12 protein-coding genes and 1 pseudogene are annotated in these 16,959 nt (G+C 67.8%); 7 read left to right on the top strand and 6 right to left on the bottom strand.

Annotated features, from left to right (window positions below):
• Positions 1 to 59: 59 nt before the first annotated feature.
• A complete protein-coding gene (locus AB0L82_RS15990; RefSeq protein ID WP_364636426.1) occupies positions 60 to 1,508 on the bottom strand; it encodes a lipase family protein in 1,449 nt (482 codons plus the stop codon).
• Positions 1,509 to 1,851: 343 nt separating this feature from the next.
• Between AB0L82_RS15990 and AB0L82_RS15985 the strand changes: the two genes are divergently transcribed.
• From AB0L82_RS15985 to AB0L82_RS15975, 3 genes are all read left to right on the top strand, one after another.
• Entirely contained in the window at positions 1,852 to 2,562 is a 711-nt protein-coding gene (locus AB0L82_RS15985; protein WP_364636424.1) for a hypothetical protein, read from the top strand.
• A 3-nt stretch (positions 2,563 to 2,565) separates the two neighbouring features.
• On the top strand, positions 2,566 to 4,170 hold the full coding sequence (locus AB0L82_RS15980) for a hypothetical protein (RefSeq protein ID WP_364636422.1): 1,605 nt from the start codon (positions 2,566 to 2,568) through the stop codon (positions 4,168 to 4,170).
• A 223-nt stretch (positions 4,171 to 4,393) separates the two neighbouring features.
• A complete protein-coding gene (locus AB0L82_RS15975) occupies positions 4,394 to 6,220 on the top strand; it encodes a phosphoenolpyruvate carboxykinase (GTP) (RefSeq protein ID WP_364636420.1) in 1,827 nt (608 codons plus the stop codon).
• 78 nt (positions 6,221 to 6,298) lie between these two features.
• On the opposite strand, the gene AB0L82_RS15970 is transcribed toward AB0L82_RS15975, so the two are convergent.
• Complete coding sequence (locus AB0L82_RS15970; protein ID WP_364636418.1) at positions 6,299 to 7,738, bottom strand: aldehyde dehydrogenase; 1,440 nt, start codon at positions 7,736 to 7,738, stop codon at positions 6,299 to 6,301.
• Positions 7,739 to 8,023: 285 nt separating this feature from the next.
• Here AB0L82_RS15970 and AB0L82_RS15965 point away from each other — a divergent pair, with 285 nt between their 5' ends.
• Together AB0L82_RS15965 and AB0L82_RS15960 are read left to right on the top strand one after the other, a co-directional pair.
• A complete protein-coding gene (locus AB0L82_RS15965) occupies positions 8,024 to 8,227 on the top strand; it encodes a hypothetical protein (RefSeq protein WP_364636416.1) in 204 nt (67 codons plus the stop codon).
• 158 nt (positions 8,228 to 8,385) lie between these two features.
• Positions 8,386 to 8,685: a hypothetical protein gene (locus AB0L82_RS15960; protein ID WP_364636414.1), complete on the top strand. Its 300-nt coding sequence runs from the start codon at positions 8,386 to 8,388 to the stop codon at positions 8,683 to 8,685.
• Here the strand turns inward: AB0L82_RS15960 and AB0L82_RS15955 are convergent.
• Complete coding sequence (locus AB0L82_RS15955; protein WP_364636412.1) at positions 8,647 to 9,504, bottom strand: class I SAM-dependent methyltransferase; 858 nt, start codon at positions 9,502 to 9,504, stop codon at positions 8,647 to 8,649. The genes AB0L82_RS15960 and AB0L82_RS15955 overlap by 39 nt on opposite strands.
• A gap of 260 nt (positions 9,505 to 9,764) precedes the next feature.
• On the opposite strand from AB0L82_RS15955, the gene AB0L82_RS15950 reads away from it, so the two are divergent.
• On the top strand, positions 9,765 to 10,937 hold the full coding sequence (locus tag AB0L82_RS15950; protein WP_364636410.1) for a glycosyltransferase family 4 protein: 1,173 nt from the start codon (positions 9,765 to 9,767) through the stop codon (positions 10,935 to 10,937).
• A 33-nt stretch (positions 10,938 to 10,970) separates the two neighbouring features.
• Here AB0L82_RS15950 and AB0L82_RS15945 read toward each other — a convergent pair whose 3' ends face one another.
• The 3 genes and pseudogenes from AB0L82_RS15945 to AB0L82_RS15935 form a co-directional block, all read right to left on the bottom strand.
• Positions 10,971 to 12,752: a hypothetical protein gene (locus tag AB0L82_RS15945; RefSeq protein WP_364636408.1), complete on the bottom strand. Its 1,782-nt coding sequence runs from the start codon at positions 12,750 to 12,752 to the stop codon at positions 10,971 to 10,973.
• 294 nt (positions 12,753 to 13,046) lie between these two features.
• Positions 13,047 to 14,177 (bottom strand): annotated as a pseudogene (locus tag AB0L82_RS15940) (polysaccharide biosynthesis protein); the annotation flags it as partial.
• Between the two features lie 220 nt (positions 14,178 to 14,397).
• Entirely contained in the window at positions 14,398 to 15,576 is a 1,179-nt protein-coding gene (locus AB0L82_RS15935) for a DUF3068 domain-containing protein (protein ID WP_364636406.1), read from the bottom strand.
• A gap of 312 nt (positions 15,577 to 15,888) precedes the next feature.
• On the opposite strand from AB0L82_RS15935, the gene AB0L82_RS15930 reads away from it, so the two are divergent.
• Entirely contained in the window at positions 15,889 to 16,950 is a 1,062-nt protein-coding gene (locus AB0L82_RS15930) for an acyltransferase (protein ID WP_364637902.1), read from the top strand.
• Positions 16,951 to 16,959 lie beyond the last annotated feature (9 nt).

Here is a 16,959-nt window from a genome sequence, read left to right as displayed (position 1 = left end):
TGTCCAGTATTGAGTAATTAGCGCAGCGATCGACCACGCGTTCGGGCGTGCGCCATCACTCAGGCCGCCAGCTCCGGCGCCTCGGCGGTGACCTGCTCCGACTCCGCTGTCAGGGGCAGTCCGAGCGTGACACGCATTGCGGTAGTTGCCATTTCCACCAGGCCGCGCCAATGCTCCGGGCGGAGCGCCACCGACCAGATGGTCTTGGTTGTGGGTTCTGTGAGAGTTTTCCCCGCGATCCGATCGGCCAGCCAATCCAGGCTCAACGGAGTCGCCAGCGGCAGCAGTGAGAAATGCTCGCTCAGGCGATCGCGGATGTACCAGACCGCCGCGCCCGCCTCCCGATAGCGCTCGACCTGGCCGTCGATACCCGCGACATCGATGACCTGATCATGCACGGGATGCACCACCAGCACCGGGCAGGCCGGAGCCGTACCGCCGAGCCGGATGTCGTCGAACATGTCCTCCAGCTCGGGCAGCACCTCGTCGAGTGGGCGCAGCAGGTAATTCTCCAACCGGCTGCCGATCAGCCAGGGCAGGGCGGCGATCGGGCCCAGACTCCGCACCCGATCGAGCAGCCGACGGCCCTGTTCGGTGAGATCCCTGTCGATCACCTCGGCCATGGCCGGATACACGCGCGCTAGCGCGGCGATCACGATCGCCGGGAACCCGGCGAACAGGCCACCGTTGAGCCGCAGGAACACCTCGCGCGGATCACCGACCGGGGCGCCCAGCGCCGCGCCCACGATATTCAGCTCCGGCGCGTATCCGGGTGCCATCTCGATGGTCCACGAACTCGCCATGCCACCACCGGAATACCCCCACACCGCGATCTTGGTGTCCGCGCGCAACCCCAGCGGAGCGAACCGCAGCGCCGCGCGTATCCCGTCGAGCGTGCGGTAGCCCGGCTCCCGGGCCGCCCCGAAATTCCCGTGCGGGCCCTCATGATCGGCGATCGTCACCGCCCAGCCGCGGCGCAGCGCGTTGGCCACCAGAAACCATTCCAGCTGCGTGATCGACCCGGGGGACAGCGCACCCCAGCGCAACGCGTACGAGGGCGCGCACCGATCGGTCACCGCGTCGATGGCGGCTCCGAAGGCGAGCAGCGGCCGTTCCGCGTCCGGGTTCGCGTCCTTGGGCAGCAGCACCGTGGTGACCGCGACCTCGGGATGCCCATGCAGATCACTGCTGCGATACAGCAGCTGCCACGCCGTGACCTGCTGCGGAATCACGCCGAGCAGTGCCAATTCCACAGGGCGACTGCGCAGTACCGTTCCCGGATCCTGCGCGGCGAAGCCTTTCGGCGCGCGGAAGAACGGATCCGCGCTCGGCGGCAGCGGGCGGCCCGCGGCCGGTGTGCGCCATTCCACGCCTGAACCCCGCTGCGCTACAGCCGAATCGACGGTGTCCGCGCCGGGGCGGTGTGCGGGCGCGATCGGAAGCGCGGGCGAATCGAGCTGTCCCGCAGGGTAATCGGCCGGAGCCGTGACATCAGCGGTGACAGTCATGACGAGTCTCCCTGTGTGAGTTCGGCCGCCGGACACCCCGGGGGGAACCGCCGTCGCCGTTATCGGCCTGGGTAGCCGACCGGATCGAAACCCTAGGTGAGATCGCGGTGTCTGTGAAGAGCAGTTGCAGCGAATTATGCTGTCGCACAGATAAACCCGCACTTCACGAGGATTTCTCACCGCACAGGTCGGACCGCGCGGTCTCACTCGAGCGCATCGCGGCACGCGGTCGTGCTGGTCCGATCCGCGATGTCGTGCCGCCCGCACCGGGCAGTTCCGGCAGACCGGGCGGGTTGTGGAGAACGCGGTTCGGTCCGCTCGCGCCACGACTAGGATCGCCCGGGTGCCTGCCGGGCGATCACCGCGTATCCAGGTCAGCGGTCGTGCCCGCGCGGGTAAGTCCACGCTGCGAAACGCGCTGTCCCTCACTACCGCCGAGGAAACCGCGCCGGTGGACGATCCCGGACATCCGGACCCGGTCCTGGACGGTGATCTCATCCTCTATGTCCTGCCCGGCACCCTCGGTGCCGCTGACCGCCGTGTGCTCGAAACCCTGCGCCCCGACCGCACCCTGGTGGTTCTCAACAAGGCCGATGCCATCGGGTCCCGGTGGTCCGACGCAGCTCGAGCTGCTGCCCGGCACAGCGAAACCCTTGGTATCCACACCCTTCCCGCCGTTGCCTCCCTGGCTGTGCACACCCGTGCGGGCATGTTCACCGAGGCGGATCTGCGCACCCTGCGCCGCCATCGCGACCGCGCGGATCCGGCCTTCACGCTCACCGCGGACCTCTTCGCGGACCCGGCCGTCGCCGAAGATGTACCGGCTCGCAGGGAATTACTGGAGCGCTGGGATCTGCACGGTGTCGCCTGCGCCCTTGCCGCGCTGCGGCACGCCCCCGATCTGGCCCCGCAACCGCTACTGCAAATCCTGCACTCCGCCAGTGGAATAGACCTCATCTATCGGGCACTCCATCACCTTTATGAACGGGCGGCGGCGGAAATCGCGGGCGCGGTCGCCGAATTCCCCACCCGGTCCGCCCCTCGCAACGAATAACGAGTGTTGGATCGTGAACCCGAACCCCTGAACGGAATGGCCCCGCTCCCTTTCGCACTGGATCTGCCGCCGGTCGAGAGAACGCTGCCACCACCCGAACCGCTATCCGCAGCTCGGGTGTCCGAGGTGCGGCCGACGGGTCTTTCGGCGCTGGCGGAAGCGATTGTGACGCGCTGGAATCCGCACGGGATGGCATTGCTATTGGCAATGCGAAGTTGTGCACAGATCTCCCATACAGCGGTGGCGCTGGTTGGGGATGACGATGTGCATATCCCGCTGCTGCGGGCCGAATTGGCCGGTTACACACCGCGTGTGGAGTTGCTGACGGCCGATGTGGAGAGTCATGAACCGCGCCGACCGGCGGCGGTGGCCTGCGTGGTGCTCGACGCGGGAGCGCCGATCGGGCGGGAGATGCTGGGGATGGTGCGACGGTTGCGCGGTGCGGGCACTCGGATCGTGTTCGCACTGGCCGGATTCCATGCGCACCCCGAATGGCGGGAGGTGCGGGAACGGGACATCGAGTTGCTGTCGGAGGGCGAGCCGGTCGAAATCGTCCCGATTTCGGCGCGCATGGCGGTGGTGGCGCGCATGAACGGGGATGCGGGACTGGGGGATCGGTCCGGTATCGGGGAATTGCACGCCCGGCTGGTGGCGGCCGTCGGCGCCGGGGCCGTGCGGGATCAAGCCGGGATCGTGCGCGAACGGGTGGTCGCGGAGACGCGCACCCGGATCGAAGGCGAGCTGGCGAAATTGCGCACGGGCGGTGATGTGGCGGCACTGCGGGCGGAGCGGGCGACATTGCTGGCGGTGAACGACGGCGGTCGCGGAACGGCGATGGCGATGATCCGGAATCGGCTGCATTTGGCGCGGGTGGATTTGCTGCACGAGGCGGGCGTCCGGATTCGTGGTTTGAACGCCGCGGCCCGCGCCGAGATCGAGCGGTTGCCGCGCGGGGCGCACGCCGGTTATCCACAGCGGTTGCAGGATTCGGTGGAAAAGATCACACGCGATATCGACCGCGATACGCACGGCCGCCTCGCGGAATTGGATCGGCTGCTCGCCGAGGCGGTGCGCGCACCGGATTCGGTGCCGCCCGATGTGCCCGCCGGGAGCGTCCTCGGGTGGCGGGATCGGCGGCCCCGGGTGGGTCCGGATCCTGAACCCAGGTGCCGGGGTGTCGAAGATCATCTGATGATCGCGTTAGGGGGCTCGGCAGGGTTCGGCGCGGGGCGGCTCGCGGTGGTCCCGCTGGCGTGGTGGGAGGCGGCCGAATACGCAATCATTCCGGTCGGTTTGGTGCTCGGCGTGGCCGCCGCGGGCTGGGTGGTGCGGGCTCGCCGACAGCTCGCTGAGCGCGCTCATTTACGGCAGTGGGTGGCAGACGCGCTGGTCAACGTGAAGGCGCAATTGGAGCAGCGGGTTGCCACGGCACTGGTGGAGGCGGAGGAACGACTCACCGAACGCGTGCTGTGGACCAGTACCGCGCGCATGGTCGAAACAGACCGCAGGGTAGGGGAATTGGAGGCGCACTTGCGGCAGGCGGCGCAACGGCGACCCGCATTGTTGACGGCATGTGAACGTGACCTGAGCGCACTCGATTTCGCATAATCGCTGGTCGGAGGTTTCGACCCGGTACCGACTGGACAACCCGATTCCATACGCCGGGATATATGGCGTTAACCTCTATGGCAGGAACCTGGGCGTCCGCTTGGTCCTTGTACGCCGTCCAGCCGGGACGAGCTACCTGCAAGGCGAGGGCGGGTGCCTTGCCGCAATGGTGGCACTCGGTGTCGCGAGCACCCCGGGCCACCCATCTCAGGAGAGTTGTTTCATGACCTCAGCGACCATTCCTGGTCTTCACGATGGCACCGCGCCCACCGAGCACAAGGAACTGCTTGCCTGGGTACAGGAGGTCGCAGAACTCACCCAGCCGGAGCGCGTGGTCTGGGTAGACGGCTCCGAGGAAGAGGCGGTGCGGCTCTCCGAGCAGCTCGTCGCGGCCGGCACGTTCAAGAAGCTGAACGAGGCCAAGAAGCCGAACTCCTACCTCGCCCTCTCCGATCCCTCCGACGTCGCGCGCGTCGAATCTCGCACCTACATCTGTTCGCGCAATGAATCCGACGCCGGCCCGACCAACAACTGGGTCGACCCGGCCGAGATGCGCGCCACCATGACCGAGCTGTACCGCGGTTCCATGAAGGGCCGCACCATGTACGTGGTGCCCTTCTGCATGGGCCCGCTCGGCGCGGAAGACCCCAAGCTGGGCGTCGAACTCACCGACTCCGAATACGTCGTGGTCTCGATGCGCGTGATGACCCGCGCCGGTTCCGCCGCGCTGGAGAAGCTCGGCACCGACCGCCCGTACGTGAAGGCGCTGCACTCGCTCGGCGCGCCGCTCGCCGAGGGCCAGGCCGATGTGCCGTGGCCGTGCAACGACACCAAGTACATCACCCACTTCCCCGAGGACCGCGAGATCTGGTCCTACGGTTCGGGTTACGGCGGCAACGCGCTGCTGGGCAAGAAGTGCTACTCGCTGCGCATCGCCTCCGCGATGGCGCACGACGAGGGCTGGCTGGCCGAGCACATGCTGATCCTCAAGCTCATCTCGCCGGAGAACAAGAACTACTACGTGGCCGCCGCGTTCCCGTCGGCCTGCGGTAAGACCAACCTCGCCATGATCCAGCCGACCGTCCCGGGCTGGCGCGCCGAAACCCTCGGCGACGACATCGCCTGGATGCGCTTCGGCAAGGACGGGCGGCTATACGCGGTCAATCCGGAGTTCGGTTTCTTCGGTGTCGCGCCCGGCACCAACCACTCCTCCAACCCCAACGCGATGGCCACCATCGACGCGGGCAACACGGTCTACACCAACGTGGCGCTCACCGATGACGGCGATGTGTGGTGGGAGGGCCTGGAGGGCCAGCCCGATCACCTGATCGACTGGAAGGGCAACGACTGGTACGAGCGCGAGTCCGAAACCCTCGCCGCGCACCCGAATTCGCGGTACTGCACCCCGATGTCGCAGTGCCCCACCCTGGCTCCCGAATGGGACGACCCGCAGGGCGTGCCGATCTCGGCCATCCTGTTCGGCGGTCGCCGCAAGACCACCGTCCCGCTGGTGACCGAATCCTTCGACTGGCAGCACGGCGTGTTCATGGGCGCGACGCTGTCCTCGGAGCAGACCGCCGCCGCCGAGGGCAAGGTCGGCACCGTGCGCCGCGACCCGATGGCCATGATCCCGTTCCTGGGCTACCACGTGGGCGACTACCTGGGCCACTGGGTGAACCTGGGCAAGAACGCGGACGCGAACAAGCTGCCGAAGATCTTCTACGTCAACTGGTTCCGTCGCGGCGATGACGGCCGCTTCCTGTGGCCCGGATTCGGTGAGAACTCCCGCGTGCTGGAGTGGATCATCGGCCGCATCGAAGGCACCGCCGAGGCCACCGCCACCCCGATCGGCAATGTGCCGGTCGCGGCCAACCTCGACCTCGAGGGCCTGGACGTGGTCGCCGCCGACGTTGACGAGGCGCTGAAGGTCAATCCGGAGGAGTGGAAGCGCGAGATTCCGCTCATCGAGGAGTGGTTCGAATTCATCGGCGACAAGCTGCCTTCGGGCGTGCGCGACGAGTTCGAAGCTCTCAAGGAGCGCCTGGGCTGATTCGCCCCGCAAGCTGAATACGAAAAGGCCGCCCGCACTCCTCGGAGCGCGGGCGGCCTTTTCGGCGGGGTGTGCGGTCTAGCCCGTGTAGCCCGCGGGCATCAGGACGGACTTGAGTTCGCAGTAGGCGTCCAGGCCCTCAGGGCCGTTCTCGCGGCCGATTCCGGAGGTCTTGTAACCGCCGAAGGGGGCGCTGGCGTCGAAGGCGTACCAGTTGATGGCGTAGGTGCCGGTGCGGATCTGGCTCGCGACCTCCGCGCCGTGCTCGATATCGGTGGTGTAGACCGAACCGGCGAGGCCGTAGTCCGAGTCGTTGGCGATGGCGATGGCCTCCTGTTCGGTGTCGTACGGAAGCACCGACAGCACCGGGCCGAAGATCTCCTCGCGGGCGATGGTCATGGAGTTCGCGACGTCCGCGAAGACGGTCGGCTCCACGTACCAGCCGGGCAGATCGGACGGGCGGCCCCCGCCCTGGACCAGGCGCGCGCCCTCATCCTTGCCCTTGGCGATATAGCCTTCGACGCGTTCGCGCTGCGTCTGCGAGATCAGCGGGCCGAGTTGGGCATTCGGGTCGTCGGGCAGGCCGAGCGGGAACAGGCGCACGGATTCGGTGAGGGCGTCGACGATTTCGTCATAGCGCGAGCGCGGGGCCAGGATGCGGGTCTGGGCGACGCAGGCCTGGCCGCTGTTCATCAATCCGGAGAAGGCGAGTTTGGGCATATCGGCGATATCCATGTCCGGCAGCAGGATTGCCGCGGATTTGCCACCCAGTTCGAGCGAGCAGCGCTTGAGCTGGCTGCCCGCGATCGAGGCGATCTTGCGGCCGACGGCGGTGCTGCCGGTGAAGGTCACCTTGTCCACATCCGGATGCGAGATCAGGTATTCGGAGACCTCGGGTCCGGCGGGCAGTACGGACAGTACGCCCTCGGGCAGCCCGGCCTCGGCGAACAGGTCGGCGAGCAGGTTCGCCGAGAGCGGTGTCAGCGGTGCGGGCTTGAGCACCACCGAACAGCCCGCCAGCAGTGCGGGCGCGAGCTTGTTCACGGCCAGGAAGATCGGCACGTTCCAGGCGATGACCGCGGCGACCACGCCGACCGCCTCGCGCGAGACCCGGGTGGTGCCGAACAGGCCGGTGCGGGATTCGGTCCAGGGGAAGGACTTTCCGAGCCCGGCGTAGAAGTCGAGGGTGCCGCGGGCGGGGATGTAGTTGAGCGTGGTGGCGGTCATGGTCGGCGCGCCCATCTCGGCGGACAGCGCCGCGGCGAACTCGCCCGACTTCTGGTCGAGCAGTGCGACGGCGCGGGCCAGCAGTGCGGCGCGCTCCTCGGGCGGGGTGGTGCGCCAGGGTCCGTGATCGAAGGAGCGGCGGGCGGCGGCGACCGCGGCGTCGACGTCGGCGCGGGTGGGGTCGGGCACGCTGCCGACGGTTTCGAGGGTGGCGGGGGAGACGACCTGAACGGTTTCCGAACCCGCGGGCGCGGTCCAGCTGCCGCCGATGAACAGACTCTGGTAATCCATGAGAACACGTTACAGTTTTGGCCCGAGGGCTGTCTGTAGTGAAGACCGGACAAGTGTCCCGGTCAGTGGGATGAAATCGAAAGCGCGCGAAGTCCATTCTTCCGGCGCGGTTCGCAATTCGGTTCGCCCATCGGTGCCCTATGCTCTCCCGTGGCTCCTCCGCATGACCGATCTGGTCTGTTGCTATAAATTAGCTATTGGTACTTCGGTTGCCGCGCCCCCTTTTCGAATTTCCAGCCCTTCGGCCGGCTACTCGTTCGATTACGCGAAAGGTAGGCGAATCGTATGACCCAGGTGCACCCCGACGCTTTCGTTATCCCCGAGTTGACCGAGATCCCGCCGCCGTCGGCGAGCACTCCGATGCAGCGGGCCGCGAGTCAGTTGCAGAAGGTTTTGCCACCCGGCTGGCAGGTGGATGTCGTGGAGAGTTCGCAGGGGGCCGCGCGGGTGGGCCAGCCGGTGCTGCGATTGGTGATGGGCGATCTCTGAGCTATCGCGTAGCACTCGCCAATATCGAATTCCAACCTGTCGGTTCGCTTTTCGTGAAACGCACTATTGCATTCGGAAGGCGTAGCGAGCATGCTTTATAGCTATCGTGGATAGCTCGCTCATAACGTGAACCGTTATCGCACAGGGGAGTCCGGGTCATGGCGGTGCAAGTGGTCGATCGGTCGCTCATGACAAGCGATCTCACGCCTCATCAGGCGAAAAGCGTTGGCGTGGGCGGTTGGGTGGTGTCATTCCTGCCCGGCCGCACCCTCACCACCGAACAGGCCACGGCCGCACTGCAAGCCGCCGAGGCGGTAGCTGCGGTGAACGCGCTCGCCGGACAGGTCGGGCTCACGGCAATGGAGACGGTCGGGCTCGCAACCCAGGAGTCACCCTGGGGCGAACCCGAATGCGGTGGGCTACGGCGCTTTTGGCGGCGCGGCCGACTCGAGCGCTGAATCCGCTTCGACGGCAGGCGTTCTCGCGGCCGCGCGCTTGGTGGCGACCACGACCAGATTGCTGGTCAGCAGTTCGCGCACGATCGGCACCCGCACCACCCACCACGCCCAGCGCGGGTGGTACCGGGGAAAAACGGCCAAAATCTCGATATCGCCGGGTGCGGTGTTCGCCCAGCGCACGCCGTCCCGCGCACTCACGGCGAACAATGATCTGCCGAAACGATTCTTCGGTTCGCGGCCCTGTGTGCGGCGATATCTGCGTGCGGCGTACTCACCGCCCAGGTAGTGCCACGGGCCGGTCTCATGCCCGCCGAACGGACCGAACCACACCGTGTACGAAAACACCATCAGCCCACCGGGTTTGGTGACGCGCAGCATTTCCCGCGCCATCACCCACGGGCGCGGCACGTGTTCGGCCACATTCGAGGACACGCATACCTCGACCGCGTCATCGCGGAACGGCAGCGCCATGCCCGAACCGCGCACCGCGCCCGCCACCCGCAGGCCCGCCGCGTGCATCTCCGAAGGATCCGGTTCGACCGGCAGATAACGCGCGCCCGCGCGGGTGAACTCGTCCGCGAAATAGCCGGGACCGCCGCCCACATCGAGCACGACCGTCCCGCTCAGGGAGCGGCCCGTCAGATCCCGGTAGAAATCGGCCACCATATCGGCCGTATCGGTCGCGATCCCGCCGTAGAACAGGCCCGGATCGGTCTGCTCGAACCGGAAGCTGCCCAGCAGCCGTAGCGAGCGTCGCAGGGTCGCCCGACGCGCGAATCTCGGACGTCTCCCGGCACGGTTCTGCTCGGCTCGAAGCATGGCGAGCAGTCTCGCACAAATACGGCCATCACCCCTTCCCACCCACAACCTCGCACCCCGACACGCCTTCTTCGCAAGGAAAATGGCCGCGATGCGACGCCGAATCCGGCCCTTACCCGGCCGGGGAGGTAATACGACGACCCTCCGGGGCGATTGAGCAGTTGGTGGTCGGCTGACCACTGTTGGCTCGGGGAGGCGGGCCGGGCTATAGGGTGGAGCCCATTGTTCGCCGTCCCCATCGATGACCCTGGAGATCGTCCGTGCGTGAAGTGCTGCTGCTGTGCTGGCGCGACACCGGGCATCCGCAGGGCGGTGGAAGTGAGCGCTACCTGGAACAGGTGGGCGCTCAGCTCGCCGCCCGCGGTGTGAAGGTCACGTTGCGGACCGCCCGGTACCCGGGGGCCGCGCGCCGCGAACACCTCGATGGGATCGAGATCAGTCGCGGTGGCGGGCGGTACACGGTGTATCCGCGGGCGCTGGCCGCCATCGCGCTCGGCCGGTTCGGCCTGGGGCCGCTGGCCGGGCTGCGGCCCGACGCGGTGATCGACACCCAGAACGGGATCCCCTTCTTCGCGCGGACGGCCGCGGCGGCCCCGACGGTGGTGCTGGTGCATCACGGGCATCGCGAACAGTGGCCGGTGGCGGGACGACTGATCGGGCGGATCGGCTGGTGGATCGAATCCCAGCTGTCACCGCGCGTGCATCGCGGCAATCAGTACCTGACGGTGTCACTGCCCTCGGCCGAGGAATTGACCGCGCTCGGCGTCGAGGCGGCGCGAATCGCGGTGGTGCGCAATGGCGCCGAACCCATTCCGGAGCAGGCGCCGACCGGTGATCACAGCACCCGCACCGCGCATCCGAGCATCGTGGTGCTGTCCCGGCTGGTGCCGCACAAGCAGATCGAGGACGCCATGGCGGTCGTCGCCGGACTGCGCGGGCGCGTTCCCGGCCTGCACCTGGACGTCATCGGCGGCGGCTGGTGGGATGCCAACCTGCGCGCGCACGCCGATGAACTCGGCATCGCCGACGCCGTCACCTTCCACGGCCACGTGGACGAGGACCGCAAACACGATCTGCTCGCCCGCGCCTGGGTGCACGTGCTGCCCTCCCGCAAGGAGGGCTGGGGCCTGGCGGTCATCGAAGCCGCCCAGCACGGTGTCCCGACCGTCGGCTACCGCAGTTCCCGCGGCCTCACCGACTCCATCGTCGACGGCGTGACGGGCGTCCTCGTCGACGACGTCAGCCAATTGACCGAAGCCGTGGGCGATCTCCTCGCCGACCCCGAATCCCGTACCGTCCTGGGTGAAAAGGCTCGCGCCCGAGCTCGCGAATTCTCCTGGGAGCAAACCGGAAACGGCGTCTTCGACGTCCTGTCGGCCGTAGCCCGCGGTGAACGCGTCTCCGGACTCGTTGCGGGAGCAACGGTTTCCTGAGGCCCCGGCACTACGTCGGTTGCGGCGGCACGATCACGCGGCTGAACGCGTCGCGGATCGACGCCGGGTCCGCGACCGCGATAGGAAGCGAACGAGCGCGGAAACAATTCCGCCGCAGAGCAATACGCCCCACGCCAGGTGAGCGGCACCGGATACCCGCCGCGCCGCGGCCGAGGCATCATGCGGGGTGATCTCGCCCGGCACCCGATACAGCTGCAGGTCGCGATCGTTGTACACCGAATTGAGCTGGCCCAGAGTTATTTTCGATTCGCCGACCGGTCCCGGCGTACCACCCTCCACCAGCACCCATCCCACACCGAGCCGAGCCAGTTCCGCCGCCGAGCCACCCCGCAACAGCAACCGCTCGACATGTCCGGCCCGCATCCCCTCACCGGATACAGTCGCCCCCTGCACCGGAAGCTCCCCGGTCTGCAATACATCCCGAGGCAACATTCGAGGCGCGGGATCCAGCACTGGCGCACCCTCGGACCACCGGAACTTCCGGAACATCCCCCCGGGCAGCACGGCCACATCCCCCGGCCCCTCGACCTTCGAGGCAACCCGCTCCCACCCATCCGGATACTTCACCGGCCGCAACTCCCCACCCACGCCCCAAGCCATATCCGGCAGTGAAATCAGCACCAGCACAACGAATACCGCCGCAACCGCCCCAACCGGACCACGACCCCGGCGCACCTCGCCGCGCCGCGCGATCCACTCCGCCACCGCTCGGCACCCGGCAGCCGCACACACTACGAACGCGGGCATCGCAAGTGCCGCGAATTTCTGCGTATCCCTCAGCAATCCGGCCCCCGGCACATGCGCCACCAGGAACTCTCCGATCGACAGGCCCCAGCCGGTAGCTCCGAGCGCCGGAATCACGATCGCCGCCAGCGCCAGTCCCGCCAGCACCTGCCGGGTACCCGGGGCCGTGGCACCGGGACGGAGGGTGGAACGAATACCGGTGGCGACCAAGGCCAGCAGTATCGCGGTGCCGATCAGGGCGAAAAATGTTGTGCGGGAGCCGGGGACGGCGGTGCTGTTCCAGATGCCGCCCAATCCGGCGAGGCTGCCCAGGGTTCCGAGCAGTGGTTCGGCTCGCGCGGCGAAGGCGGCTACGCCCGCCGGATCCGAGGGTTCCGCGCCCGAGCCCGCGAGTACGGTGGCGGCCAGCCAAGGGGCCGAGGATGCGATCCAGAGAGCCACCGTCGCAAGCAGATTCCGGCGGCCGACCAAGAGGAAGGCCATGATTCCCGCCAGCAGGGAACCGGTGGGCGTCAGGCCCGCCACCGCCAGCCAGCCGCCGAGCGCCGCCCATACCGGCCAGGTTCGGGCGAAAGGTGCCGGGATGGTGCGTAAACGGGTGGCATGCAGGGCTATCCAGGGCAGGGCGGCGTAGCCGGTGAGCAGGCTCCAATGGCCCTGCAGGAGGCGTTCGGCTACGTAGGGGTTCCAGATGGCGAGGGTGGCGGCCACCAGTTGGGGGCCGGTGGAGACGTGCAGGAGATAACGGGTGAGGGTGGCCGCGCCCCAGCCCGCCAACCAGAGTGCGGTCAGCAGAATCGCTTTCACGATCAGGCCGCCGTCGAGCAGGGGGGAGAGGGTGGCGATGAGGGCGTCCTGCGGGACGGCGCGGGGCGCGGCGTCGCCGAGGCCGAGGGCGGAATCGGTCAGGTAGGAGCGGGGAGTGCTGACCGCGTCGCGGAGCAGGAGATAGCCCGGGCCCAACAGGGGACCGAGGACGAGCAGGGACAGTGCCAGGCTGTACCCCGCGGGCACGAACCTGGTCCAGCTACCGCGAACCCGACTGTTCACACCGGCACCCTATGCGCCGCTCGGGCCGAAATCGGGGACGCCGAAATCGCTTTCGCCGGGAGCGGCTGAATTCCGATTGCGGAGTGAGGCCGGATCGCCTTCGTGGGGTGCGGTCGAATCGCGTTTGCCGGGGATCGCCGGATCGCCTTTGTCGGGTGCGGTTGAATCGCGTTTGCCGAGGTCGGTCGAGTCGCTTTCGCCGGACGCTGTCGAATGGCGTTTGCCGGAGGTGGCCGGGTTGTTTTCACCAGGGGTAGCGGAATCGCGTGCGCTGGGGATTCGGGAGGTGGTTTCACGAGCGGTGCGCAGCGCGAGCACGGTGATCACGAGTGTGGTGAGTGCGGAGGTCGTCGTGGCGATGGTGATCAGGGTGGATACCGAATGCGCCCACCCGAGCATCGCGCCGACACCGATGGCGAGGCCGAACCAGGTGATCGCGGCCGGTGCCGTGCGATCGGCGGCGATGGCGGAGAGCAGCGCGCCCTGGAGTACCGCGAGCAGCGCGCCGTTGAGCGCGAACACCCACAGCAGTCCCTGCACCGGCGCGTAATCCTGCCCGGCCAGCAGTGGCGCGAGCGGCGCGGCGACGGCCGCGGCGGCCACCGCGAGCGCTCCGATCCCGGTCAGCACGGCCAGCGCCGACCGCACCGCGCGCGCGGAATGCTGCGGCTGCGCCATGCGCGGATACAGCACCACGCCCACCGCCTGCGGCAGCCAGAACGCGATCTTCGCCGCGATGGCTCCCAGCGCGTACCGCCCGGCATCGTTCTCGTCCAGCACGATTCGCGACACGATCAAATCCGCCGACGACAACGCCATCAACGCCGCCTGCACCTGCACCGCCCGGAACACCGGCAGCACCCCGACCCTGCCCGAGTACTCCGGCCGTGCCGCGCCGATGTCCGAAGAAGCGCCGTCCACTGTGCTCCGGGCACCGAGTGCCGCGAGGGCGATACCGAGGGCGGCTGCCCAGAGTGCGGCGGTGGTGCCCCCGCCGCTGCCGAGCACCACGACGGCGGGGGTGACGCGCAGGATTCCGGCACCGCCGAGGACGATCGCGAGTTCGCGGAAGCGGCTGCGGCCCTGCAGGATTCCCTGCTCGCCGGAGAGCACTACCAGGACGGGTGCGGCGCACAGTGCTGCGGCCGCGGCCACCAGGCTCACCGACAGCACCGCGCTGACCACGGGTACGAGCGGAATCGCCACGGCGGCCACCAGCGCGGCGCAGCGCAGGGACAAGCCACGGGCGGCGGGGATTTCCGCGCCGCGCACCACTTCTCGGGCCACCACATTCTGCAATGCCAAGGCGGGCACCGCGCACAGCAGCTGCACCGCGAGCAGGCTGGCGAACGGGCTGTACCCCGCGACGCCCAGCCATCGACTGGCCAGCAATTGCAGCAGGTATCCCGCCACATTGGCGGTCATCGCCCCCGCCGTCACCAACGTCAGATCCGCCACCACGGGTAGACGACGTACAACGGACACGCCCGCAATGCTCCCACCCGCTCGCACGACTGCACGCCGCACCCCCGGAATCGTCTGGGTCACGCTTCCGCGGCGGCGTGGCCGCCGTGTCCGAGTGCGGTGAAACGAAAGCGGCCCCGCACCTTCGAAAGGTGCGGGGCCGCTTCGGGACCGGGCTTGGTCAGGGCCGTTTGTCCATGTCGATCTGCTGGGTCTTGCCGATGTCGATCTGCTGCGTCGGTGCGTCCGCGAACGGGTCGGGGCGCGGGCCGCCCGCCGGAGCGGGAGCCGGGGTGACGCGGCGAACCGGGGTGCCGCCATTGCCGTTGCCGCCGCCGAGCACGCCGAACACGATGCCGGCGATCAGCGCGATGGCGCCGATGATGCCGAAGGCGATCGGGACGGTGCGGCCGAAGAGCGACAGCTTGTCGATGTTCTCCTTGGCGACCGAGATCTGCGATTCGACGGTGTTCTCATCGAAGATCAGGCTCGCGTTGAGGACGGTGACCTCGGGCTTGTCGGCGCTGCGCGCGTAGAACTGCTGTACGTGCTCGCCGCCCTTGATGACCGTGCCGGTCTTGGGCTCGACCCACACGTCGCGGGTGTTGGTGTACCAGCGGGTCATGGTGACCGGCGTTTCGCCGCCCTCGACGCCCCACTTCTCGGCCGGCAGCGCCAGCTTGTTGGTGGGGGAGTTGACCACGGTGGAGAGATCGGTGACGGGGACGGTCTGCTGGAAGTGGTAGACCTTCATGTCGTTGATCTCGGTCTCTTCGACGAAGTTGATGTCGAAGGTCTTGCGCACGTTCAGGTCGAAGTAGGGGTAGGCCTTCTTCTCGGTGCCGATGGGGAAGCGGTACTGCAGACCGGTGTGCTGCACCGGATCCATGACCGTGTCGCCCTTCTTGTCGACGGTCGCGCCGACCGCGCCATTGGGGCCGCCGTCGACGGAATCGACGGGCATGCCGTCCTTGCGGTCGATGGTGACCCGGTCGAGGGTGGCGGTGAGCAGGCCGGTATCGCCCTGCTTATCGGTGCGCCGCAGGGTCTGGCCGGCCTGGATGGTCATCTCCGAGGCGTTCGCCGGATCTTCGACGGTGAGGAACCGCTGTGAGAACAGCGGTACGTTGGTGTCCACCTTCGCCGAACCGGTCGGCGAGGTGAGCGACTTGGAGTCCAGCACTTCGCTGGGAGCCCCTTGGACATTGGTCGCGACGGTCGTGATCTCCAGGTCAAGCGGGGTTTTCGCGAGACGGCTCACCGTGTAGGTGGGGATCATGATCGCGGCGACGAGCAGCAAAGCACCCAGCCCCACGAGCAGGCAGGCCACGGTCCTTCGGGTACCGGCACTCAGTGCCATGCAGGTTCTCCTCGTCGTCGAACAGGTCGTTCCGATCAGTGCCGTGGTCGCCGCACAGCACTCGTGAGCCCCGACACTAACAGTCGATCGGCTCACATCGTCCTGCCGAGGCAGGAAAACATCACGAAACGCCCGTAAGTCAAACACAGGGTGCTCACACGCGTGAGTAACAAGGCAAACTGATCCTCGATGACCGCCACGCTGCACCCGCCCTCCGAACCGACCGAACCGGTCCGTCCGGACACGCCGGACGCGGAACTCGATCGCCGGTCGATTCGCCGTCCCGGAGTCTTCGTCCCGGCCCTGGAGGGCATGCGGGCCATGGCCGCGCTGGGTGTCGTCGTCACGCACGTCGCCTTCCAGACCGGGGCCACCACGTACCCGATCATCGGCCGCGTGCTCGAACGCTTCGATATGGCCGTCGCCATCTTCTTCGCGCTCTCCGGCTTCCTGCTCTGGCGTCCGCATGCCGCCGCCGCGCGCGGACTGGGAGCCGCGCCGTCGACGGGCCGCTATCTCCTGCATCGCGCGGCCCGCATCCTGCCCGCCTACTGGGTGGTGGTGTGCGCGGTATTGATCCTGCTCCCGGGCGCGGCGCATACCGCCGGACTCCGCGTATGGGTCTCGAATCTCGCGCTGACACAGGTCTTCGTGCCGTACACGCTCACCGACGGACTCACCCAGATGTGGAGTCTGTCCGTGGAAGTGGCCTTCTATCTTGTCCTTCCGCTACTCGCGCTGGCGCTGATGTGGTTGCGCGGGCCGCGCGCGAATTGGCGGGTGCCCGTCGTACTGGCGATCGCGGTGCTGTTCCTGAGCTGGAATCTGCTGCCCGTCCCGACGCCCGAGGCGATTCACTCCGATAACTGGCTGCCCGCCTATCTGCCATGGTTCGCCATGGGAATGCTGCTGGCCGAACTCTCCGATCGGGACGTACCGCGATGGCGGCGCATCGCGGGTGACCGGCGGCTCATGTGGCCGCTGGCGCTGGCCGCGATGCTGCTGTCGGCGACGCCGTTCGCCGGTCCGGCCGGGCTCACGCACGCGCAGCCGTGGCAGTACGTATTGAAGATATTCTTCGGCGCGATCATCGGATTCAGCCTGCTCGCACCGCTGGTGCTGCGCCCGGAGGTGCGGTACCGGTGGCTGGAGAGCCGCACCGCCGCCACCCTCGGCCGCTGGTCGTACGGCATCTTCATCTGGCATCTGGCGGTGCTGTCGATCATTTTCCCGGTGTTCGGCATCGTCCCGTTCCGAGGACATTTCGTGCAGGTCTACCTGCTGACCGTCGCCTTCACCCTGCCGCTGGCCGCCGCGAGTTTCGCACTGGTCGAGGAGCCGGTGCGGAAGTGGACGCGCCGCTCTTTCGGCTGATCGGAGGGT

It is taken from the genome of Nocardia sp. NPDC052001 (assembly GCF_040680615.1).
Taxonomy (GTDB): domain Bacteria; phylum Actinomycetota; class Actinomycetes; order Mycobacteriales; family Mycobacteriaceae; genus Nocardia.
Note: the sequence above shows the minus strand (reverse complement) of the source record. Positions and strands in the feature narration are given on the sequence as shown.